This window comes from Methylobacterium sp. Leaf399, from assembly GCF_001424525.1.
Classification (GTDB): Bacteria; Pseudomonadota; Alphaproteobacteria; order Rhizobiales; family Beijerinckiaceae; genus Methylobacterium.
The window spans coordinates 262,542-282,745 of the sequence record NZ_LMQK01000030.1 but is presented as its reverse complement, the minus strand read 5'-3'; the positions used below and the strand labels follow the sequence as shown (position 1 = coordinate 282,745).

The 20,204-nt window shown below is 65.9% G+C and carries 23 protein-coding genes and 1 pseudogene; 13 read left to right on the top strand and 11 right to left on the bottom strand.

Annotation, left to right across the window (positions count from 1 at the left end; all coding sequences use genetic code 11):
• Positions 1–58 precede the first annotated feature (58 nt).
• Both ASG40_RS14690 and ASG40_RS14685 read left to right on the top strand, forming a co-directional pair.
• Positions 59–1,102 (top strand): YihY/virulence factor BrkB family protein, encoded by a 1,044-nt coding sequence (locus ASG40_RS14690; RefSeq protein WP_156387734.1) that lies wholly within the window; start codon positions 59–61, stop codon positions 1,100–1,102.
• Positions 1,103–1,301: 199 nt separating this feature from the next.
• On the top strand, positions 1,302–2,414 hold the full coding sequence (locus ASG40_RS14685; RefSeq protein WP_055887145.1) for a hypothetical protein: 1,113 nt from the start codon (positions 1,302–1,304) through the stop codon (positions 2,412–2,414).
• Between the two features lie 426 nt (positions 2,415–2,840).
• Here ASG40_RS14685 and ASG40_RS14680 read toward each other — a convergent pair whose 3' ends face one another.
• Complete coding sequence (locus ASG40_RS14680; protein WP_055887142.1) at positions 2,841–3,317, bottom strand: BLUF domain-containing protein; 477 nt, start codon at positions 3,315–3,317, stop codon at positions 2,841–2,843.
• 264 nt (positions 3,318–3,581) lie between these two features.
• Here ASG40_RS14680 and ASG40_RS14675 point away from each other — a divergent pair, with 264 nt between their 5' ends.
• Positions 3,582–3,824, top strand: coding sequence for a hypothetical protein (locus ASG40_RS14675; protein ID WP_200944268.1), 243 nt, complete (start codon positions 3,582–3,584; stop codon positions 3,822–3,824).
• Positions 3,825–3,844: 20 nt separating this feature from the next.
• Entirely contained in the window at positions 3,845–4,489 is a 645-nt protein-coding gene (locus tag ASG40_RS14670; protein WP_055887456.1) for a methyltransferase domain-containing protein, read from the top strand.
• Between the two features lie 63 nt (positions 4,490–4,552).
• Here the strand turns inward: ASG40_RS14670 and ASG40_RS20700 are convergent, their stop codons facing one another.
• Positions 4,553–4,807 carry a DinB/UmuC family translesion DNA polymerase gene (locus ASG40_RS20700; protein ID WP_082524086.1) on the bottom strand — a complete coding sequence of 85 codons (255 nt, stop codon included), beginning with the start codon at positions 4,805–4,807 and terminating at the stop codon, positions 4,553–4,555.
• Positions 4,741–4,893: pseudogene (locus tag ASG40_RS22590) on the bottom strand (IS481 family transposase); the annotation flags it as partial. The gene ASG40_RS20700 and the pseudogene ASG40_RS22590, both read right to left, overlap by 67 nt.
• A gap of 150 nt (positions 4,894–5,043) precedes the next feature.
• On the opposite strand from ASG40_RS22590, the gene ASG40_RS14660 reads away from it, so the two are divergent.
• Both ASG40_RS14660 and ASG40_RS14655 read left to right on the top strand, forming a co-directional pair.
• Entirely contained in the window at positions 5,044–6,117 is a 1,074-nt protein-coding gene (locus ASG40_RS14660; protein WP_055887134.1) for an alpha/beta hydrolase family protein, read from the top strand.
• A 401-nt stretch (positions 6,118–6,518) separates the two neighbouring features.
• The gene (locus ASG40_RS14655; RefSeq protein ID WP_082524085.1) at positions 6,519–7,631 is read left to right on the top strand and encodes an adenylate/guanylate cyclase domain-containing protein; all 1,113 of its coding nucleotides are present in this window, start codon (positions 6,519–6,521) and stop codon (positions 7,629–7,631) included.
• A 184-nt stretch (positions 7,632–7,815) separates the two neighbouring features.
• Here the strand turns inward: ASG40_RS14655 and ASG40_RS14650 are convergent, their stop codons facing one another.
• Together ASG40_RS14650 and ASG40_RS14645 are read right to left on the bottom strand one after the other, a co-directional pair.
• Positions 7,816–8,025, bottom strand: coding sequence for a hypothetical protein (locus tag ASG40_RS14650; protein ID WP_055887131.1), 210 nt, complete (start codon positions 8,023–8,025; stop codon positions 7,816–7,818).
• An 857-nt stretch (positions 8,026–8,882) separates the two neighbouring features.
• Positions 8,883–9,788 (bottom strand): SDR family oxidoreductase, encoded by a 906-nt coding sequence (locus ASG40_RS14645; protein ID WP_055887128.1) that lies wholly within the window; start codon positions 9,786–9,788, stop codon positions 8,883–8,885.
• A 422-nt stretch (positions 9,789–10,210) separates the two neighbouring features.
• Here ASG40_RS14645 and ASG40_RS14640 point away from each other — a divergent pair, with 422 nt between their 5' ends.
• From ASG40_RS14640 to ASG40_RS14630, 3 genes are all read left to right on the top strand, one after another.
• Positions 10,211–11,173, top strand: coding sequence for a TIGR03885 family FMN-dependent LLM class oxidoreductase (locus ASG40_RS14640; RefSeq protein ID WP_055887125.1), 963 nt, complete (start codon positions 10,211–10,213; stop codon positions 11,171–11,173).
• 44 nt (positions 11,174–11,217) lie between these two features.
• A complete protein-coding gene (locus tag ASG40_RS14635) occupies positions 11,218–13,023 on the top strand; it encodes a glycoside hydrolase family 15 protein (protein ID WP_055887122.1) in 1,806 nt (601 codons plus the stop codon).
• 300 nt (positions 13,024–13,323) lie between these two features.
• A complete protein-coding gene (locus ASG40_RS14630) occupies positions 13,324–13,959 on the top strand; it encodes an NAD(P)-dependent oxidoreductase (RefSeq protein ID WP_055887119.1) in 636 nt (211 codons plus the stop codon).
• Here ASG40_RS14630 and ASG40_RS14625 read toward each other — a convergent pair.
• The 3 genes from ASG40_RS14625 to ASG40_RS14615 all read right to left on the bottom strand — a co-directional run bounded on the left by ASG40_RS14625 (position 13,956) and on the right by ASG40_RS14615 (position 17,017).
• Complete coding sequence (locus ASG40_RS14625; RefSeq protein ID WP_055887115.1) at positions 13,956–15,080, bottom strand: metallophosphoesterase; 1,125 nt, start codon at positions 15,078–15,080, stop codon at positions 13,956–13,958. The genes ASG40_RS14630 and ASG40_RS14625 overlap by 4 nt on opposite strands.
• Before the next feature lie 299 nt (positions 15,081–15,379).
• Positions 15,380–16,096: a type 1 glutamine amidotransferase gene (locus ASG40_RS14620; RefSeq protein ID WP_244480627.1), complete on the bottom strand. Its 717-nt coding sequence runs from the start codon at positions 16,094–16,096 to the stop codon at positions 15,380–15,382.
• Positions 16,097–16,459: 363 nt separating this feature from the next.
• On the bottom strand, positions 16,460–17,017 hold the full coding sequence (locus ASG40_RS14615; protein ID WP_055887109.1) for a metallophosphoesterase: 558 nt from the start codon (positions 17,015–17,017) through the stop codon (positions 16,460–16,462).
• Between the two features lie 44 nt (positions 17,018–17,061).
• Here ASG40_RS14615 and ASG40_RS22440 point away from each other — a divergent pair, with 44 nt between their 5' ends.
• The 4 genes from ASG40_RS22440 (at position 17,062) to ASG40_RS22470 (ending at position 18,500) form a co-directional block, all read left to right on the top strand.
• Complete coding sequence (locus ASG40_RS22440; RefSeq protein ID WP_274533836.1) at positions 17,062–17,190, top strand: hypothetical protein; 129 nt, start codon at positions 17,062–17,064, stop codon at positions 17,188–17,190.
• Positions 17,191–17,243: 53 nt separating this feature from the next.
• Complete coding sequence (locus ASG40_RS14610) at positions 17,244–17,522, top strand: hypothetical protein (RefSeq protein WP_055887106.1); 279 nt, start codon at positions 17,244–17,246, stop codon at positions 17,520–17,522.
• Between the two features lie 107 nt (positions 17,523–17,629).
• Entirely contained in the window at positions 17,630–18,004 is a 375-nt protein-coding gene (locus ASG40_RS14605; protein WP_055887453.1) for a hypothetical protein, read from the top strand.
• Between the two features lie 205 nt (positions 18,005–18,209).
• Entirely contained in the window at positions 18,210–18,500 is a 291-nt protein-coding gene (locus tag ASG40_RS22470; RefSeq protein ID WP_338011781.1) for a thermonuclease family protein, read from the top strand.
• 238 nt (positions 18,501–18,738) lie between these two features.
• Here the strand turns inward: ASG40_RS22470 and ASG40_RS14595 are convergent, their stop codons facing one another.
• From ASG40_RS14595 to ASG40_RS14585, 3 genes are all read right to left on the bottom strand, one after another.
• On the bottom strand, positions 18,739–19,182 hold the full coding sequence (locus tag ASG40_RS14595; RefSeq protein ID WP_055887103.1) for a DMT family transporter: 444 nt from the start codon (positions 19,180–19,182) through the stop codon (positions 18,739–18,741).
• Positions 19,183–19,326: 144 nt separating this feature from the next.
• Positions 19,327–19,806 (bottom strand): GNAT family N-acetyltransferase, encoded by a 480-nt coding sequence (locus ASG40_RS14590; protein ID WP_055887449.1) that lies wholly within the window; start codon positions 19,804–19,806, stop codon positions 19,327–19,329.
• Positions 19,807–19,844: 38 nt separating this feature from the next.
• Entirely contained in the window at positions 19,845–20,165 is a 321-nt protein-coding gene (locus ASG40_RS14585; RefSeq protein WP_055887100.1) for a DUF2218 domain-containing protein, read from the bottom strand.
• Positions 20,166–20,204 lie beyond the last annotated feature (39 nt).

The window sequence follows — 20,204 nt, the reverse complement described above, 5'->3', positions numbered from 1 at the left end:
CGATGTCGTCAGGATCACGTCGCAATCATTCGTACCGATGCCCCACAGGGTCGTAGCCGTGGTTCAGGACGTTGATGAAGGCGACGACTGGCGCTCGGTCGCCACGCGTCCCCAGGATGCAGCGACCCTCGAAACGGCACGCCAGCGCGCGCGGGAACCTGATCGGGGCCGCGATGCGAGCCGCCCCTCCGAGATTCCGAAGGCAGGATGGAAGGACATCCTGTGGCGCGCCTTGTGGGCTCTACCGAAGGATCGTGTGCTCACCACCGCCGGCGGCGTCGCCTTCTTCACCCTGCTTGCCGTGTTTCCCGGTCTCGTCGCCGTGGTCTCGATCTACGGGTTGTTTTCCGATCCCAACGTGATCAGCCAGCATGTCGGCCTCCTGACCTACATACTTCCTGCCGCCGCGCTCGAACTGCTCTCCGAGCAACTCGTGCGGATCGCGGCTCGCAGCACCGGGTCGCTGAGCCTCACATCGACGATCAGCCTGCTCATCGCCCTATGGAGTGCAAACTCTGGCGTCAGCGCCCTCTTCGATGCCCTCAACGTCATCTACCGGGAACGGGAGGATCGGACCCTGGTCCGGTTCTACGCCACGACCTTCCTATTCACCCTCGGCGGCGCCGCGTTTCTCCTCCTGACGATCAGCGTGGTGGTCGTCCTTCCGGCGATCATGGAGCGCTTCGGGTTCGGGGGGGTGGCCGATACCATCCTGTCCGTGGCCCGGTGGCCAGTGATTTTGGTCGTGGTCAGCCTGAGCCTGACGCTGATTTATCGCTACGGCCCGAGCAGGCGCCGAGCGAAATGGCGTTGGGTGACCTGGGGCAGCGCGCTGGCCGCGTTTCTCTGGGTTTGCACGTCCGGAATGTTCTCCTGGTACGTGGCGAGCTTCGATAGCTACAACCGTATCTACGGGTCTCTTGGCGCTGGCATTGGCTTGATGTCCTGGATCTGGCTTTCCATTGTCGTCGTCCTGCTCGGCGCCGAGATCAATTCAGAAATGGAACGCCAGACCGCCCGCGACAGCACCGAGGGATGGCCCAAACCCCTTGGCGTCCGGGACGCCTTCGCTGCCGACAATGTTGGACCAAGCCAGGAATAAATCGCTGGAGTAGCGCCATCGCCGCTTTGTCAAAGGGCTGAAAATGGCGCAAGGCGAACATCAGCCTAGTGTGAACGGGCTGGTAAAAACAATGCGGCCGAAAGCTAAAGCTGGGGAACTGGACGAAACCTATCTATGGGTGCCCTATGGGCCGAGACAAAGCGATCACGCCAGAAACAAGATCGCCGGAGGAACCCGCATGCTGCGTTGCCTTGCGGCCGTTGTCGCCGTCGTTCTCGCTCTGCCAGTCCATGCAGAGGAGCCCCTCCGCTTTGAGGTCGATCCGGCTTGGCCTAAACGTCTGCCGAACGATTGGATCATGGGGCAGGCCGCCGGCGTCGCCGTCGACGCGGCGGACAATGTCTGGGTCGTGCAGCGGCCGCGGACACTCACCGACGACGAGAAGGCAGCAAGCCTCGATCCACCGCGGACCCGGTGCTGCAAGCCGGCACCGCCCGTCCTCGTCTTCGATCAAGCCGGGACGCTGCTGAAGTCCTGGGGTGGCCCTGGCCAGGGTTACGACTGGCCCACGAACGAGCATGGCATCCACATCGACCATAAGGGCTTTGTCTGGCTGGCTGGCAATGGCGACACCGACGGCCAGATCCTGAAGTTCACCCAGGAGGGACGGTTCGTCCTGCAGATCGGCAAGGCGGGTCAGCAGACCGATAGCCAGGATACCGCGCGGCTTGGCAAGCCCGCAGCGATGCAGGTCGATCCCGAGACCAACGAACTCTACGTCGCGGATGGCTACTACAACCATCGGATCATCGTGTTCGATGCCGAGACGGGCGCGTTCAAGCGCATGTGGGGCGCCTACGGTAAGCCGCCGACCGACGAGAAGCTCGGTCCCTACGATCCCGATGCTGCGCCGGCCGCGCAGTTCCGCAATCCGGTGCACTGCGTCCAGATCGCCCGGGATGGGCTAGTCTATGTCTGCGACCGCACCAACAACCGCATCCAGGTCTTCCACAAGGACGGCAGCTTCGTGAAGGAGATGTTCGTCGAGCGCGGCACGCGGGCCAACGGCGCGGTGTGGGAGCTCGCCTTATGGCCGGACGAGCGCGAGACCTACCTCATCAACGCAGACGGAGCGAACAACGAAGTCCGCACTCTCAGCCGCGACACCGGCGAGGTGCTCGGCCGTTTCGGGCGCAACGGCCGGCAGGCAGGCGACTTCCACTGGGTCCACAATCTTGCGGTGGACTCGAAGGGCAACGTGTTCACCACCGAGGTAGACACCGGCAAACGTGCCCAGAAGTTTCTGTTCCGAGGCGACTTGGTTCTGCGCAAACGCATTGCTGCACCGTGAGGACCACGCGATGATCACCGCCGACCCCGATCTGAATATGCTGGCCACGTGTGCCTGTTGCCTTCCGCACCGCGGCTTCCTGGGCGGCCGCGTTGGTCGCTGACTGAGCCAGGCTATGTCGCAGTCTCAGCGTGGACTTCCTCGGGGGCGCACGTGCCCACCGCATGGCTGAGCGCACCTACCTTGAAGAAACTACGGCAGCGGTCTCGCATGAGGCGATGCTTCTCTACGAGAACGGCCGTCCGATGGTGTAGGCTATGGGGCGAGTCGATTTTTGTCGCGAAGTACCGCCGCGCGCCAATGAGCGCAGCGTTCTTCGAGATGTCTAAAACCTCCTTCGTAAGCTTCCGGGTGCTCTCGCCTGGAGCGGGCATTCGTCCTTAGCCTCCGGCTTTCATTCGCCGCTTGACACCTCGCTGGGCCCGATCAGCTTCGCCCAAACGAAGCTAGCGTCCCCGAATTGAGTTGATCGAGCATCCGAGTCAGTGCCGCGACATTGTTCTTGTCGTCAGCGCTTTCGAGCGCGTCCTGCAATACCGGGCGGATGTCCTCGGCTTCGACCTTCTCCATGTCCCAGTTCGGATAAAGGCGCTCTCGCCTTTCCTCGCTCTGGCTCAGCGCGACGATATCGTAATGGCGCGGATCGCCATGCAGGCTCGCGATCAGCTTGTGTATCTGGACGGCCGGCCCCTCGATCCACTGGAAAAAAACGCCGCTGCCGAAAACCAGCACCCCGGTGATGCCGCGAGCGGGATTGTGTCGCTGGGCCGACTCGACGATGCGGCCGACCTCGGCATCGTCGACGCCGTCGGCGGCACGGCTGCAGTAGACAAAATGATAGAGCGGGGGCAGCGCGGCTTCGTCCAACTCAGTGCCGCGGTGAAAACCGTACTCGTCAAACATGGTTAGGCCCGCTCCGTTTACGCCAGGCAGGGCGTTCCGCCCGGTGCGTGAGCGGCAGGATAGCGTAACTGGCCGAATTTGAAATTGAACGTAGCGGCCCAGGCCGTCGCGCGGACACCGAAGGTGCTGCTACTCGCCGGACGCACTAGCGGACGGGCGGGCGAGAAAGTCTCCTGACCGGCGCCATGCCCCGGAACAGTCCGATGCGGCATCATGGCGACAGGGTATGCCGAACCCTACTCCGCATCGGCCGGTTGAACCGTCATGACCGAGAAATCATCTGATCCCACCGTGCAAATCGTCGATGCCCGACGCCGTGAGATGGCTATCGAGCACCTGCTCTTCGGGACCATCCGCTTTGTCTCGCAGCACCACCCTGAGCTCCTCGATCAACTCGATGCCAGCCTCGACCATCTATGGGATAAGGGGCCAGATGGTGAGCGTGACGACGAGGCTGTGCGGGAGGTCGCGCGCCGCTTCGTCGGGAGCCTGCGTGCGGAGCGGTGACTCGGCCGATGGAGCCCATCATGAGCGACCTCCCCAACTTTCCTCCCGAAGCCTTCGCCAAGCAGGATCGCACGCCGGACGGGCTGTTCTACGCGCAGGCCCGCTTCGTCACGCATATCGACGACGCGGCTATCGACGCCGTGACCGACCTTTACCGCACGCTACTACCGCCCGGTGGCCGCATCCTCGACCTGATGTCGAGTTGGGTCAGCCACCTGCCTGCAGAGGTCGCCTACGGGGGTGTAATTGGCCATGGCCTCAACGCTGAAGAACTCGCCGCCAACGCACGCCTGACGCAGCACTTTGTGCAGGACCTCAACGCCGACCCCATCCTGCCGTTCGACGACGCCAGTATCGATGCTGCCCTGATCTGCGTCGGGGTGCAGTACCTACAAGATCCTGTGTCCGTCCTGCGCGAGGTCGCACGTGTGCTGGTGCCGGGCGCACCCGTGGTCATCACCTTCTCGAACCGCTGTTTCCCCACGAAGGCGGTGGCCATTTGGCGGGCCATCGGCGGGGATGATCATGCTCGGCTCATCGCACTGTACCTGCAGCACGCAGCGTTCTCGGCGATTGAGGCCAGGGTGCTACTGCCGGAAGGTGGACCCACTGATCCGATGCGGGCGGTGATCGGACGAACCTCGACGCCGAAAGCGGACGCGTAGTAGCGCAGGCGGCGGGCGGAGGGTTGCCTAAGCTTTAGCAGCGGCTGTCTCACGGCCCCTCAGCTACAGGGCAAGGCCAAGCTGACGTGGCTCTTCCCCCGCGCCATGTTGCAGCCCGGATAGCGACACCCCGATCAGTCGCACGCTGCGGCGTAGGGGAAACACGTCCCGCAGCAGGCCAAGGCTGATCTGCGCCAGCGATTCGCGGCTTTCCACCGGCATTGTGAGGGAACGCGCCCGGGTGATCTGCTCTAGATGTTTTGTCCCGGCATGTGGTGGAGCGGGCTTGACCTGAAGCGACCGGGCTCGGCGGCCCATGCTTTGCAGATGCCCTCGTCGAGCGTGAGACCACGGAGGGTCTTGAGGCGGCGACCGAAGTTGTCGGCGCTGACGAAGGCGGCCAGCGGCGAAGCCTGACCGAGGGCATGGTCACGGTCACGATTGAGGCTCGTGACCGTGCGAGAGAACACATCCGACTAAGCCCGGCGGCGTCAAACCGGAGCCGTCAGGTTTTCGCCTGCTCGATCCGCCTGCCGCGCTCCCGCGAGACATCAATGACCATCCTCGAAGATGCCCCGTCCCAGCCGGCCACCTCCTCGGACGCAGCCTCGCGAGGCCTCGACCGTCGCCGCTTCGGCGCCATGGTCCTGACGGCCGGTGCCGGAAGTCTACTCTTCCGTCGTTCGGCCTTGGCACTGCCGGCGTCCGATGCGGTCCAGGTTATCGACTTCGAGTGGGTCGACGCCGCCCGCGACCGGGCGGTGCCGGCGCGGCTTTATTGGCCGAACTCCTCAGCACGGAAGAGCCCGGTCCCGCTGATCGTCTTCTCCCATGGGCTCGGTGGCTCCCGGAAGAGCTACAGCTACCTCGGAGAAGGGTGGGCTGCGGCCGGGACGGCCAGTCTGCACATCCAGCATGTCGGCAGCGACGAGTCGCTGTGGCGAGGCAACCCGCTCCTGCTCCTCGACCGGTTGGACGGCGCGGCGGACGAGCGTGAGGCCATCGAGCGGGCACGCGACGTGCGCTTCGGGCTCGACCGCCTGCTCGACCGGAGCAATCCGTACCATGCCGCCATCGACCGGAAGTGCATCGTCGCGGCCGGTCACTCCTTCGGCGCGAACACCACCCTGATCCTCACGGGCGCCCAGGTCGTCAGGGACGGAAAGCTCCTCGAGTACCAGGACCCCCGCTTCTCTGCGAGCCTCGTCATTTCGGCCCCGCCCTTCTACGGCGAAACCAACCTCGCGGCGGTGCTCGCCTCGGTCGGCGTCCCCACGCTCCATGTGACGACAACCGAGGACACGATCCGCATCCCCGGTCGCTACTCGCCCGTCCAGGACCGCATCGACGTCTTCAAAGCCATCCCTACGGTGCGAAAAGCCCTCGTCGTGTTTCAGGGCGGTTCACACAGCGTCTTCACCGACCGATCCCTCAGGAACGGCGGACCGCTGAACCCCTTGGTTAAGCGCGCAACGTCGGAGGTCGCCCTGGCCTTCCTCGACCTCGTCTACCGGTCCGATCCCCGTCCCCTCGAAGACTGGAGCGCGACGTGGAAACCAATCCTGGCCACGGCACCGGCACCGTTTCCGGTGCCCGTAAGGCAAATGGATCGCAAGCGGCGTGCGTGAGGAAAGAATCGTCTCTGCGCCGCCAATGCGCCATTGAGCTCAGGACGACAGGCAGAATACTGGGGGCATGAAGCGATGTTTGGTGCCGGACCTCGACTGCTGCGATGGGGTGATTCTCCGCACGTCCACGTTCGGACGGACCCTTGGCGACGCGCAGGTTGGCGTTCACGCGAGGTGACCCCGGACAGCCCTCCACGATGCGCCGGCGGAACGTTGGGTTGCGAGCGTGTCTCGGACACTGGAAATCCTGTCGAAGGTTCCGAGGACGCGCCGCTCGAAGCAGGGTCCCCGTACGAGAACGGGCCAGCCTATCAGGTCTTTCGTCGCCTTCCGAACAGTCACGCTGCCGCCGAGACCGAGTACTCGTTCGTTCGGCAGCAGCTTCCGAGTGGAAGGAAACAATGACCATCGGCACCGCGACCTTCTGGATCGTCATCGCCGCTGCCGGCGCCTGTTTCGGCGCAGTGTTCGGCTTTCTGTTCAAAGAGGGGCCGACGGTGGCTGGCATGATATTCGGCGCGTGCGTCGGCGGTGTTGCCATCGCCTACGAGCGCGGCGTCCTGTTCCCGAGCTACAGCAGGCGCCTGCGCCTCCTGCCGACACCTGCCTACCTCGTGGCGGCGGAACTCAGCCTGTTGCTCGTGGTGCTTGTCGGAATGACGGTGACCGGTTCGCTCATGTGGACGCTCGGCCTCACGGACAAGACTTTGTTGCAGGCCGCGACACCCCAACCCGCATCCGTGCTCTATGCGCTGGCTGTCTCGGCGCTTCTCGTCAGTGTGCTGCGAGTGCGCGAGTTGCTCGGCAGCGGGACCTTCGCCAACATCCTTCTCGGACGCTACCACCGCCCGGTCAGCGAGGAACGCGTCTTCCTGTTCCTCGATCTGGTCGGGTCGACGACCTATGCGGAAAAGCACGGCGACCTTGCCGCACAGGAGCTGCTGAAAGCCGTCTTCTCGGCGATCGCCGAACCGGTTCGGCGGCACCGTGGTCAGGTCGACGATTATATAGGCGACCAGGTCATCATTTCCTGGCCGCTTGTGCGCGGGATCGAGCAGGCACGGTGTGTCGCCTGCGTCTTCGCGGTCCGCCGTACCCTCGGCAACGATCGCGATTGGTGGATCACGCGTTTCGGTGTCGTTCCCGAACTGCGCGCCGCACTTCACGGCGGTAGCGTCGTGACGGCGGAAGTCGGCGTCGACCGGCACAAGATCGCCTATTTCGGCGACGTCATGAATGCGACCTCAAGGCTGGAAGGTCTGTGTCGGACGACCGGGCGACCCGTTCTCATCTCGGACGCCGTCCTCGCGCGGATGCCGGTCCTTCCGGATGGCATCGAAGCCGAGGAGCTTGGGTTGCATAGCCTGCGCGGCCGTAGCGGAACAATGGTGGTGCATTCACTGGCTGAAAAGCGAAAGCTCAAAATCATTTGTGGCGCCAAGGAGCACTCGGACGCCGAAGACCAGCGCAAGGGAGCAGGGCTCGGCCACGCTGCCCGGGCAGGTGGCCTATAATCCACGGTCCGATTGGATGATCCATTTTGCTTGGTCAGCGAGCGAGGTGACGGCGTCGCGTCTCGATTTTTATTCGGAGCAGCCGATGGGCGACCACTGAATCAGCCGCCGTGCCGCGCTGTGGCGAGGGCCTGCCCGAGAGCAACCGGGCCGGACGCGCCTTCGCGCGGTCCGGCGGGGTGCCTCAGCGGCCGATCTGCTTGGTCAGGGGCATGATCCCCTCGATGCCCAGGAGTCTCTGGTCGCGCTCTTGCGGACGGTATCCGCTCTCGACGGAAGCCGCGCACCTCAACGCGGCGCCGGCCATGTCCCAGTAGATCCTGACGGTCTTACGCAGGCTGGCTCCTTCCGCTTCGGGGACGGAAAGGTCGTGGTTCATTGTCGTGCTGGCCATCGGTAGGTCCCTTAATGGTGGTGGGTCCCGATGGGCGTCCTCCCTGGACAGACAGGAGATGGCCTCTGTGTGCACCGCAGCAAAGTGCGAAGCGACACAGACACGCAGCATCATGCGTCCGATACGGGCCAGCCTTGCGCCTAGGACCGAATGGTGCCCGGCGGGGGTCGAGGGCGGATCCGGAACAGACCCCTGAGCGTTGCCCGGCCTCATTCCTCCCCCGGCCGGACGGGAACGATGTATGCGCTGCCAGATGGCGCGGGCGATGAAAAACCTGAGTTACTCGTCCCGCGCGAGGTGATCGGCGTATTGGCCATTCCTTCGCGACAGACCTGACGTGTCATGCCATTTCCGGTTGATCACTTCGTGATGCGGAAATCGGCTTCGCTCAAGCGCCGCGCGGGCTCCGTGATACGGCTCCCGCTTGATCCAAGCGGAAACCGGATCACCTGCATCGCTATCCGTATCGTACCCCACCCTTGGGTGCAGGTTCCGATCGGAGAACCCAACACCGGCACGAGCGTCGGGTCGACCGAGGCGAGCGAGCGCGGCAAGCTGGATTGGCAGGCGCCCGGCACCGCTATTCCGGCCCTTCGAAATTCGCCGTCCGGGACCCACCGGCCGGGAGGCCGGTTGCCGACGGGCGGGACGGACTGGATCGTCGCCGGACCGGGAGCCGTCCGACAGCAACTGCTCAGCTTTCTTGTCGTCCCGACGGCGGTCAGGTCGCTGCCGGGACGAAACGTGGTCAGTTCGAAGGGCCGCGTCGTCAGCGGCTGCAGCGCCCAGCAGGTCTACGACACAGCCGATGGACAGCCGAGGGACAGTTGTCCTGTCCCGCTCGTCGCGACTCCGGCCTATGCCGTTCCATTTCCGCCCGTGGCCCCGTAGACCTCGCCGGTCACGAAGCTCGCCTCCTGGGAGGCCAGGAAGACGTAGATCGGCGCGAGTTCGACGGGCTGGCCGGGCCGACCCAGCGGCACCTCCGATCCGAACTTCTCCACCGCCTCCTGCGGCTGCCCGCCGGACGGCTGCAGCGCGGTCCAAAACGGCCCCGGGGCGACGGCGTTGACGCGGATTCCCTTCGAGATGGCCTGCTTGGCCAGCGCCTTCGAGAACGCGACGATGCCGGCCTTCGTGGTCGCGTAGTCCAGGAGGATCTTCGGGGGGGTGTAGGCCACGACCGACGCCGTGTTGATGATGGAGGCCCCGGGCGGCAGCAGGGGCATCGCCGCCTTGGTGATCCAGAACATGGCGTAGAGGTTGGTCTTCAGCGTCAGGTCGAACTGCTCGTCCGTGATGTCGCCGATGTCCGTCTGGTTCGTCTGCTTGCCGGCGTTGTTCACGAGGATGTCGAGGCCGCCCAGGCCGACGATGGCCTTGTGGACCAGGGTCTCGCAAAACGCCCTGTCGGTGATGTCCCCCGGCAGCAGGACCGCCTTACGTCCTTCGGCCTCGATCAGCTTGGCAACCTCATGCGCGTCGGGCATCTCGGCCTCCAGGAAGCTGAGGGCGACGTCCGCGCCCTCCCTGGCGAACGCGATGGCCGCGGCGCGACCGACACCGCTGTCGGCTCCGGTCACGAGGGCTTTGCGACCGGCGAGGCGACCATGCCCGACATAGCTCGTCTCACCGTGGTCCGGCTTCGGATCCATCGCCTCCGCCAGACCGGGCGCCTCCTGCGGCTGACGCTTGAAGGGTGGCTGCGGGTACTGGGTGCGCGGGTCCTGCATCGCAACGCGATGGCTCTGTGCATCTGTCATCGATGAATCCTGAAAAGGCGACCTGTTTTTTTGAAACGGTCGCGGCGGGCGCCTATGTCGGCATGCCCGGACAGATTCGAAATCCGAGGCGGGCGAGGGCGGTTCCCCACCCGGTGCGTGGGTAATCGTCGCCCAGGTCACCTTCCGGAGCGGGGGGCCCCCAGGATGACGGAGCCGGGATCACGGAGAGCGCCCGTTCACGCTTGCGCGTCGAACGATACGACCATGCCAGGATATCATCGAACGCAGCTGCCGGCGTGACGAAGGTCTTCGTGGACCGATGCCCGAGATATGCCGCTGCGGCACCGAGGGCGATGGCGGTCCGGGCACGCCCATGGTGGACGTGTCGAGTTGAAGCAGTCGCATTCCGGAACGTCGGGTTCCGGCGTCCGTTCGATTTCCGTTTGTGCGGGACGATCGACTTGGCGCATTTCGGCTACCACGCATCCCATGAGCAATACGCTCCGTCCACGCTCCTCGCCCACGTGCAGTCGGCCGAGCGGGCGGGCTTCGCCTGCGCGATGTCGTCGGAGCATTTCAAGCCTTGGAGCAACGCCCAAGGGCACGCGGGTCATGCGTGGTCCTGGCTCGGGGCCGCACTGGCGACGACGCGTCTGCCCTTCGGCATCATCACTGCGCCGGGGTACCGTCACCACCCGGCCGTCCTCGCCCAATCCGCCGCGACCCTCTCGGAAATGTTCCCGGACCGCCTTTGGTTGGCCCTCGGCAGCGGACAGCGCCTGAACGAGGACATCACCGGGCTCGCTTGGCCGGAGAAGGCCGAGCGTACCGCGCGGTTGGCCGAATGCGCCTGCGTGATCCGGGCCCTGTTCGAGGGCGAGACCGTGACGCACCGGGGCCGCGTCACTGTCGTGGACGCGAAGCTGTATTCCCGTCCCAGTAAGGCGCCCCTGCTCCTCGGTGGTGCCGTCACCGCCGACACCGCTCGCAAGGTGGCGGCATGGGCCGACGGTCTCGTCACGGTCGGCATCGAACCCGACAAGCTTCGTCCGGTGGTCGAAGCCTTTCGCGAGGGTGGAGGTGCCGACAAGCCGGTGTTCCTCCAGACCAAGGTGGGCTGGGACACCGATCCGGATCGGGCGCTTGCCGAGGCTCATGGGCAGTGGGCCAGCAACATGCTGGAAGGCGACGCGAACTGGGACCTGCGCTCGCCCGAGGACTTCGAGACCGCGTCTCGCTTCGTGCGGCCGGAGGATGTCCATGGCTGCGTGCGGGTGTCCGATGACCTCGGGCGACAGGCGGCCTGGCTGGCCGAGCTCGCCGAGATCGGCTTCGAGGAGATCATCATCCACCAGGTCGGACGAAACCAGGACGCCTTCATCGAGGCCTTCGGTGCCCGCGTCCTGCCGCAGCTGCGCGTCTAGCCGACCGCACCGTCATCGTTATCGCCTGCCTGGAGCTGCCGCGCGTGTTGAAGCCTTTTCCCCGCACCGGCGGGTCTGTCGAACGCGAAGATGGATATCTGCCCCTCGAAGCCTACGCCGCCCTCGGTGAGGGCCGTTCCGTCGCCCTTTCCGGCGCGGACGGCTCCATCGACTGGTGGTGCTGCCCGAACCTCGACTCCCCGCCGCTGTTCGACCGCCTGCTGTCACCGCACGAAGGCGGTTACTTCTCGGTGACGCCGGTCGACCCCTTCACGTCCGAGATCGGGTACCGTGACGGTAGCAACGTCCATGAGACCGTCTTCACCACGGCGACGGGCAAGGCGAGGCTGACCGAGAGCCTGAACAGCGGCCCGGCCGGCCGGCTGCCCTGGGCGGAGCTGGCCCGGCGGATCGAGGGGCTGGAAGGGCACGTCCGCTTGCGTGTCGAACTCGTCTTCGGCACGCGCGGGGATACCGCCGGTCCATTCCTCTCCACGAACGCGAGCGGCCGCGCCTTCCATGTCGCCAGCCTGATGGGGCTGTTCAGGCATAGCGAAGGTGTCCTCATCGATGCCGAGGACGACCATGCGATCATGGCGCATGTCGATGTCTCCGCCGGCAAGAGCGAGCTCGTCGCGATCGTCGCCGGCGAGCACGAGCCGTTGGTCGTCGTACCGGTGGCGGACATCGACCGCCGCATCGAGGTCTCCTGCGACGCCTGGCGGAATTGGACCGAGCGACTGGGATACGAGGGGAGGTACCGCGAGCAGGTCGAGCGGAGCGGGCTGGCCTTGAAGCTCCTGCTGTTCTCCCCCACCGGCGCCATTGCTGCCGCGGCCACGACCTCATTGCCGGAGGGCATCGGCGGAAAGAAGAACTACGACTATCGCTACGCCTGGATCCGCGATGCCGGCTACGTCATCAAGGCGTTCCTCCGGCTCGGCGCCCACGCGGAGGCCAGCGCCGCTCTGACGTGGCTCGTCGGCCGCCTCGAGGAACATGGCGCGCAGGTCCTCTACACCCTGAACGGCAAGACCGTGTCCGAGGAGGAGGAGCTCGACCTTCCGGGTTACCGCAACTCGCGACCCGTCCGGAGAGGCAACGCCGCCACCGGGCAGCACCAGCATGGCATCTACGGCGACATCTTCGAGACTGCGGAACGGTTCGTGGTCGGCGGCGGCATGCTCGACCTTCGGTCGGGTGCCCTGCTGGCTCGCCTCGCCGACGAATGCGCCGAGACGTGGAAGCTCAAGGATGCCGGGATCTGGGAGCTTCCCGAGCAGCAGCACTACACCGGATCGAAGATCAGCTGCTGGCAGGCGCTGGCCCGCGCCGTCGAGATGGCCGAGGACGGCCATCTGCCCGGGACGTGCAAGGATCGCTGGGCCCGCGCCCGCGACCGCGTCGCCGCATGGATCGACGAGCATTGCTGGTCGGAGGAGAAGCGGGCCTACGTGATGTACCCGGGCAGCGACAAGCTCGATGCGTCGCTGGCCCTGGCCGTCCGCTTCCGGTTCGGCAACCCGGATCGACTTCGGGCGACCTGCGAGGCGATCGACCGCGAACTCGGTGCTGGCCCCTATCACTACCGCTATACCGGGGTCGACGCCGAGGAGGGCTGCTTCCTCGCCTGTACCTTCTGGCTCGTCGAGGCGATGGCCTTGCTTGGCCGGAAGGACGAGGCCGCGGTCAAGTTCGAGGCGGTGATCGAGGCCCTCGACCGCAACTCGGGCACCTATTCCGAGATGGCTGATCCCGAGACGGGTGCCTTCCTCGGCAACCTTCCGCAGTGCCTGACACACCTCGCCCTCATCCAGGCGGCCGCTACGCTGTCGGGCTTTGAACTCTGACGGAGATCCGGAAGGGGCTGGTAGGCTGGGTGTCGGCTGAGTGTCGCGGTCTCCTATGGCCTCAACGGACGATCCTTAACCTCTCCACCGCCCGGCGACACGCGAGCGTCGAGCCGTCCCAAGTGCGCGAAGACCTGTTCGGAAGCGCCAGTCGTCGCCTGATCGACTGTTCAAACCGGCAAACCTCGTTGCTTGCAGCGTGAATGCAGGCATCGCGGATGTCGGCGCTTGGTCAAGTGACCGCATGGCGCGACCTCCCCACGTCGGGTCTAGTCGTATTTCGCATCTCGCAGGAAGCACATGGCCCACGTCCTCGTCATTGGTGCCAGCAAGGGCATCGGCCTTGAGACCGTGAAGGCGGCCCTGGCGGCTGGGCATCGCGTCCGAGCCTTCGCACGGTCCGCCGCAGGAATAGCCCTTGCGGGGGCGGGCTTGGAACGATTCTCCGGGGACGCCTTGAATGCCGGGGATGTGGCGTCGGCCCTCGTCGGGGTCGACGTCGTCGTCCAGGCGCTCGGGGTGCCGGTCAAGGACCTGCTTGGTCCCGTGACCCTGTTCTCGGACGCCACCAACGTGCTGGTGCCGGCGATGGAGACGGCAGGCGTGCGACGGGTCATCACCGTCACGGGCTTCGGCACCGGCGACAGCCGCGAGGCGATCGGCTTCCTGCAGCGCGTGCCCTTCCGCCTGGTTTTCGGACGGGCCTACGACGACAAGGACGCGCAGGAGATGCGCATCCGCAGAAGCGCCCTGGACTGGACGTTCGTCAGGCCCGGCGTCCTGACGCCCGGATCTGCGACCGGTCGCTACAAGGTCCTTTCCGATCCGTCGTCGTGGCGCAACGGCCTGATCTCCCGGGCCGACGTGGCGCACTTCATCGTCGGTCAGATCGACCGCCCGTCCTACGAGCGCAAGGCCGTCGTACTGGTCGGTTAACGTCGGGGCCTGGACCGGAGCGTCATGCGCGTCAGTTCGGACGGGCGCCCCAGCCTGAGGGCGAAGCCTGGCCACAACGCCGTGCCGTTGTTGACGTAGAGCGTCATGCCGCCGACCGCGTAGGCGCCCGACACGAACCCGCCGTTGGCGCGCGCGACCAGCCGGTCGAGGCCCAAGATCATCCCACCGTGCGTATGCCCCGAAAGCTGCAGGGCCACACCCTTCGCGGCTGCCTGTCTCGCGTCCCGTGGCTGATGGTCGAGGAGGACGATGGGCGCGCCCGACGGCGCACCGGCCAGGGCTGCGTCGAGGTCGTGCGCCGGCTGGCCGGAATGCGAGGCGGACAGGTCGGTCACGCCCGCCAGCACCATGGCATCGGTCCCGCGCCTCAGGACCGTATGCCGGTTCTCGAGCACGCTCAGACCCAGGTCGGCATAGTGGCGCATCCACGCCGCGTACGCGAAGAAATACTCGTGGTTGCCGGGGATCGCCCAGACCCCATCGGGGGCGCGCAGATCGCGCAGCGGTTCGACGTCGGCGCGACGGGCGTCGAGGGACCCGTCGATCAGGTCGCCGGTGACCACGATGAGGTCGACGCCGAGTTCGTTGGATCGTGTCACGACCTCCCGCGCCCACCCCGCCGGGAACAACCTACTGAGATGCAGGTCGGTCAATTGGAGAAGGGTGTAACCATCGAAGCTGGCCGGAAGGTCGTCGATCTCGACGGTGATGTCTTTGAGGGGCGGCACTCGCACGGCCTGGTGTACCGCCACCGCCGACATGAGCATGGCCAGCGCCGCCTCGGCGTAGCGCAACCCGGTCGGGATCGCCCATCCGCCGCCGGGCAGGAGCCTGGTGGCCAACGCCACGACGTCGAGCGCCACCTGCATCGCCGCCACGAGGACGATGGCGCCGAAGGCCCAGTTGAACAGCACGATCAGCGCGCGTGGGAACTCGGGTGCGAACACCGAGCCAGACGAAAGGCGGCTCCACAGGTGATATTGGGACGCGATCAACAGGAGGACGGCGACGACCGCCTTCAGCGCGAACGGCCACGGCAGGGGCCAGAGCACCCTGATGATGACGTACAGGCAGGGCAATCCGAAAATCAGGTGGAACATGGTCTCCTTGCGGCTTTGCGGGATGTCGCTCGACGCCGATTCAGGATGCCGGCGGGTGCGTCCACCCGGAACATGGCCATGAACCATGGGTCCATGAAGAAGGAGGGTGGCTGCTGTTGCGACCGCATGGCCGACAACATGAGCGAGCGTGGCTGAAGCGCTGCCCGCGTCCCCTGGAAAAGACCGGGCGACCTCCACGGCCCGCCGGCCTTACTCCCTATCCGTCCTGCGGTCGCTGTCGATGATGCTTTCGTGGGTCGCGCCATGCGACGGTCGGGCATTGGTTCGGCCCATCGGCGTCACCGCCTGCCGTTCCGCGTGGGGATGGCCAGCGCCTCGACGAAGTTCGCGATCTCGGTCCGCCGCTTGGCGTCGTCCGTGACCTGATCGTCCAGCCCGAGCCGCCACGCCAGGTCGCGCCGGTCGGGCTCGCGGTGGAGGGCCTCGACCAGATCGGCCTGGTCCTCGACCTCTCGCCGGGTCCGTGCCAGGCCGCTCTCCACCAAGTCGTCGGCCTGTCGGCGCAAGGCCCCGGTGACCTCGTCGAGCCCGATCTCGGGATGGTACTGCACGCCCCAGAACATACCCCCGTCGTGCCGGATCTCCGCGGCCTGGACCATTGTGGACCGGTTCAGTGCCAGGAGGGTCGCGCCGTGCGGCAGGGTCTCGACCTCGTCCGTATGGATGCTGGGCGCATCGTAGGCAGCGGGCCGACCCCTCAGCAACGGATGCGACCGCCCGGCCTCGGTGGGGACGATCCGCCGCGCGAAGCCCGCCTCGGGACCGTTGCGGTTCTGCCTGACGGTGCCGCCCGCGGCGACGGTTGCCATCTGCAGACCGGCGCAGGACCCGAAGGACGGCGTCCCGGAAGCGAACAGGGCTCCCATGAACGCGAGCGAGCGCCGGACCTCCGGCGTCTCCTCGTTGAGTGACAAGGGCGACCCGGACAGGAAGACCGCGTCGTATCCGGCCAGGCTCTCGCCGTCCGGAAGGGTGCAATCCGCGTCCGCGGGCATGATGCGGTGGCAAACGGCGCCGGGCGCGATTTGGCCCAGCATAGCGACGTAGGTCTCGCCGGATGACCGTCCGACGCTGTCGCGGCGCTTCCCACGGGCTTCCCGAGGCTCGCTCTCCGCGACGAGGAAACGAAAGACTGATGTCGGTGCCTGCAAGGCCGTGGCGCTCCGGGGAACCGTTCCCCGGGGACCCGAACCGCTGGATGGAGCCCACGTTCCGGGCCGGGCGGTCCTGCCGCAGGGCGAAGGCGATCTGTTCGTTCGTGAAGCGTTCGCGAGGCATGGCATCCACCCTCCTTGAGGGTTCAGGATGCCCGAAAACCGTGCGCTCGGCGTGGACCGGTTTGGTGGGTCAGGGTCACCTCAGCGGAGGCCCCGTATCGCCATCTCCTCCGGCGGATTCTCGGCCGCCTCCTGGCGTGCGAGAAGGCGCCCGAGAGCGACGGGTCGATAGTCGCAGGCGTCAGCGCCGACATCACACGACCGGCTGGTGTCCGGCAGGCAAGCATGCGTGTGGCCATAGAGGTGGCGGGTTTCTCGCCAGAACCCCGGCCAGGACCGGTGCGGATAATGTGAGAGGAAGAGCCGCCATGGCCGGCCCTCGGCGTCCTGTACCGTGATGCGAGCGCTCTCGACGGGCGGATCGGCCCACGGAAGGTCGAGCACGCGGTTCGTATCGTGGTTGCCGCGCACGAGGCGCTTGATGCCGTTGAGGCGAGCGAACACGGTGGCACAATGCTCACGGCTGGCGCCGGCGGCGAAGTCACCGAGGTGCCAGACCTCGTCAGATGCTCCGACGACCGCGTTCCAGCGATCGATCAGCGCCTCGTCATGACCCTCGACGGAGCCGAAAGCATTCCGGCGCCGGTGCACGAGAGGCGCATCGCCAAAGTGCGTGTCGGCCGTGAAGAAGGTTGCCATGCGGCCTACGGGGAAGAGGAGTTCACTGCGAGCAGAAGACGGCAATGCCGTCGCCCACGGAGATGGCGCAGCCCTGGGGGCAGGCAAGCCGGCGCGATGTCGCCCGCCTCGCAGGGTCGGCCCCGGGCATCGAGAAGCCCGCCAGCGGCACGCTCATCGACCCGGCGCCATAGGCCCGAGGGTGAGGGACCACCATATGCCATCGCACCGAGGTCGGAGTGCCGCCGTGATCGAGACCGTCAACCAAGCCATGAACGTGCTTGACGCCTATTGGGCCAAGCACGGAGCACCCGATCACCGTGTCATCGCTCAGATCCGCACCAAGCTCGAAGAGCACTCCTCGATGTGCGGCGACGATTCGACCTCGCTGCTCGACGAAGCCATGGGCGACCTCGGCTACGTCATCGCATGGCAGGGCGAAGGGATCCATTCGCTCGCCCGGCAAGGCGGCGACCTGCAAGCCGAAGTCGCCGGAAACGAGATCGACCTATCAAAGGCGTCTTGAAGCGCGTCGCGGCCGCGGTGGTGTCGATGGCGAAAGCGCACCCCGAACAGGAACGATCCCCTCACCCCCAGCTTCTCTCGACGTTGGACAGTCGCAAGGAGAGCACGATGGACGATGATCGGGTCTGGTCGTTCGAGAAGAGCCTGTGGACGGGTGGCGCCGATCATTATCGCGAGTTGGTAGACGATGAATGCCTGATGGCATTGCCGCAACCGCCCTACGTTTTCACTGGCAGGCAAGCAATCGAGGCCGTTGCGAACACACCGCGGTGGGCCGACGTGGAAATCGACAATGGACAGATAGCCAGGCCGCAAGAGGGATTGATCGTCATCGCCTACACCGTCAAGGCGACGAAAGACGGTGAAACCTACGAAGCGCACTGCACCTCGACCTATCGCCGACTCGCACATGAAGAGTGGCGGGTTGTGCAGCATCAACAAACCCCACGTCTCGTCGCTTCCGCCGCAAACAAAGACGTGTAAGGCACGGTCCGCTCCCGGTGTCACATTCCTTCGCACCACACCGGTTCTTGCCGAGCCGGTCGTCGGTCGTGCCGCGGTGATCGACGGAGACACGCTCGACGTCCGCGGCACGCGGATCCGGCTGCACGGCGCCGAAGGGCCCGAGAGCGGGCAGCGCTGAAAGGACGTTGCTGGCAAGGATTGCCGGTGCGACGAGGCAGCGTCCTTGGCGCTCGCCGAACGGATCGGCGAGCGGTCTCTCGCTTTCGATCCGCGCGATACAGACCGCTATGGCCGGGTCTTGGCCGTGTCCGGGATCGAGGGCGGGGATCCGAACGCTTGGGTGGCCCGAGAAGGCCACGCTGTCGCGTTCCGACGCTATGGCGAAGACGACGTGAATGCCAGGCTGACGGCCAAGGCGCTACGGACCGGGATATGGGCTGGCCCATTCCGGGAGCCAACCGAGCGGCGCCGGCCCAACGTGCCGGGGGCGAGGACAGGCGGACAGAGATCGTAACGCCCCCGACCGGTAAGAGCGGCTGCACGATCGAGAGCAACATCTCGGCCGGCGGCCAGCGGATCTACCATCTGCCCGGATCGCGCGATGATACCCGCACGTGCGTCAACGACCGGGCGGGCGAGTGGATGTTCTGCGCCGGGGTGGCGTGCGATGCGTATCGGTCCTGAGGCCAGCTCTGATCCCGCATCGTTCTGCGCGATGCAGACGACACACGTCGATTCAAGTCCGGAATCGACTAAAAGAGCGCAACGAGCGCGACGCCGGCGATCATCAGAAGGCCGCCAAGGATCCGCCATGGGCTGGCAGGGTGCTCATCGAAGCCGACCCATCCAAAATGATCCAGCAAGATCGAGGTGATTACGCCGGCGGTCACGAGCATTCCAAGGAACGGCGCGGCCCCGATCTGCCGGGCAACGACGAACTGGGCCAGGATGATGCCTCCGCCGAGGAAACCTCCGAACCACGCCCACCAGGGCATCGCCACGACCTGGGCCGCCGTTGGCCACGCGAGTTTGCCGAAGATCAATCCCACGGCAAGGATGCAGGTAGCGGTACCAGCCACAACAACCAGCCCGGCCGTCAGCGACTCGTCCAACCCCTTGAACAGCGCCCCGTTCTGTCCGGCTTGAACGGCATTGGCCACGCCAGCGAGCAGCACGAAGCCGTAGAGGTACCACATGGTTCAGATCTCAATCGGTGAGATCACACGACATAGGGCGTGTGGGGCATGTGTTGACCAGGCCGGCCGGCGTCATCGTGTCCGGATTTCGCTAAGACGTCGTGTTCAAGGCTTTCGGATCGCCGAACCCTATGAAACGGGGTCTCAGATCGCCTGCGGGAATCTCACGCGTGCCATGCAATGCACGTCCACGAACGCGCCGTTCCGGAAGCTCGCCGCCTTGTGCGTGCCCTCGATCTCGAAACCGAACCTCTTGTAGAGGGCGATCGCCCGCGCGTTGTCGACGAAGACGGTCATCTCGATCCGGTTGATGTTGAGCCAGTTGTCGGCCGTGTCGATCATCGCGGCGAGGAGACGCGAGCCGATGCCGGCGCCCATGAAATCCTCATGGACGGCGAGCCAGAACTCTGCGGCATGGGCACGCCGTCCGTAGAACGGGCGCAGGGCCGCCGCGCCGACGACGCGATCGTCCCGTTCCGCGACCAGGTGGAGATCCCGCGGCGAGCGCGGCTCCGCCCATGTCTTGACGGCCTCGAAGGATTCGTAAGGCAGCGCCAGCGTTCCGAAGCGGAAGGCGGGTTGGTTGTAGATTTCGAAGAGGTCCGCGGCGTCCCCCTGGCGCATGGCGCGGGTGATCACGTCCGTTCTCCCTTGCGGGTGGGTCACTGCGACGGCTCCTTGGCATCGCGCGTGCCGGAGGCCGCCTCGGTCCAGTCGTAGCGGAGCGTTTCGCGGAACGCGAAGCGCTCGACGTGACGCGCGACGACATCGCGGAGGCCGGACAAGTCGGCGGTGTCCCGCGCCGTCAGGTCGATGGTCAGGGCCTCGGCGCTGGCGCTGAGCCGGGTCTCGCCGAGCGGCAGCGCGATGCGGCCGTCCGAGTCGGTGAACGCGGTCTCGAACCTGTGCGCCCAGTGCTTGCACAATTGCTGGAGGTAGCGGCTGGCATGGGGGGTGGGGACGACGGCACGGGATTGGAGCATGTCTTCTTCCGTAGAACTGGCGTTGATCGTCTTGGGCGC

What these genes read in the sequence shown, in the direction of transcription:
- ASG40_RS20700 (WP_082524086.1), bottom strand. Translation starts at nt 4,807, where the DNA reads ATGGGCCGCCGAGCCCGGTCGCTTCAGGTCAAGCCCGCTCCACCACAT.
- ASG40_RS14625 (WP_055887115.1), bottom strand. Translation starts at nt 15,080, where the DNA reads ATGTTCCACCTGATTTTCGGATTGCCCTGCCTGTACGTCATCATCAGG.
- ASG40_RS14605 (WP_055887453.1), top strand. Translation starts at nt 17,630, where the DNA reads ATGGACGATGATCGGGTCTGGTCGTTCGAGAAGAGCCTGTGGACGGGT.
- ASG40_RS14660 (WP_055887134.1), top strand. Translation starts at nt 5,044, where the DNA reads ATGACCATCCTCGAAGATGCCCCGTCCCAGCCGGCCACCTCCTCGGAC.
- ASG40_RS14630 (WP_055887119.1), top strand. Translation starts at nt 13,324, where the DNA reads ATGGCCCACGTCCTCGTCATTGGTGCCAGCAAGGGCATCGGCCTTGAG.
- ASG40_RS14595 (WP_055887103.1), bottom strand. Translation starts at nt 19,182, where the DNA reads ATGTGGTACCTCTACGGCTTCGTGCTGCTCGCTGGCGTGGCCAATGCC.
- ASG40_RS14615 (WP_055887109.1), bottom strand. Translation starts at nt 17,017, where the DNA reads ATGGCAACCTTCTTCACGGCCGACACGCACTTTGGCGATGCGCCTCTC.
- ASG40_RS14680 (WP_055887142.1), bottom strand. Translation starts at nt 3,317, where the DNA reads ATGTTTGACGAGTACGGTTTTCACCGCGGCACTGAGTTGGACGAAGCC.
- ASG40_RS14685 (WP_055887145.1), top strand. Translation starts at nt 1,302, where the DNA reads ATGCTGCGTTGCCTTGCGGCCGTTGTCGCCGTCGTTCTCGCTCTGCCA.
- ASG40_RS14645 (WP_055887128.1), bottom strand. Translation starts at nt 9,788, where the DNA reads ATGACAGATGCACAGAGCCATCGCGTTGCGATGCAGGACCCGCGCACC.
- ASG40_RS14590 (WP_055887449.1), bottom strand. Translation starts at nt 19,806, where the DNA reads ATGCGCCAGGGGGACGCCGCGGACCTCTTCGAAATCTACAACCAACCC.
- ASG40_RS14655 (WP_082524085.1), top strand. Translation starts at nt 6,519, where the DNA reads ATGACCATCGGCACCGCGACCTTCTGGATCGTCATCGCCGCTGCCGGC.
- ASG40_RS22440 (WP_274533836.1), top strand. Translation starts at nt 17,062, where the DNA reads ATGCCGTCGCCCACGGAGATGGCGCAGCCCTGGGGGCAGGCAAGCCGG.
- ASG40_RS14675 (WP_200944268.1), top strand. Translation starts at nt 3,582, where the DNA reads ATGACCGAGAAATCATCTGATCCCACCGTGCAAATCGTCGATGCCCGA.
- ASG40_RS14620 (WP_244480627.1), bottom strand. Translation starts at nt 16,096, where the DNA reads ATGCCCGCGGACGCGGATTGCACCCTTCCGGACGGCGAGAGCCTGGCC.
- ASG40_RS14585 (WP_055887100.1), bottom strand. Translation starts at nt 20,165, where the DNA reads ATGCTCCAATCCCGTGCCGTCGTCCCCACCCCCCATGCCAGCCGCTAC.
- ASG40_RS14670 (WP_055887456.1), top strand. Translation starts at nt 3,845, where the DNA reads ATGAGCGACCTCCCCAACTTTCCTCCCGAAGCCTTCGCCAAGCAGGAT.
- ASG40_RS14650 (WP_055887131.1), bottom strand. Translation starts at nt 8,025, where the DNA reads ATGGCCAGCACGACAATGAACCACGACCTTTCCGTCCCCGAAGCGGAA.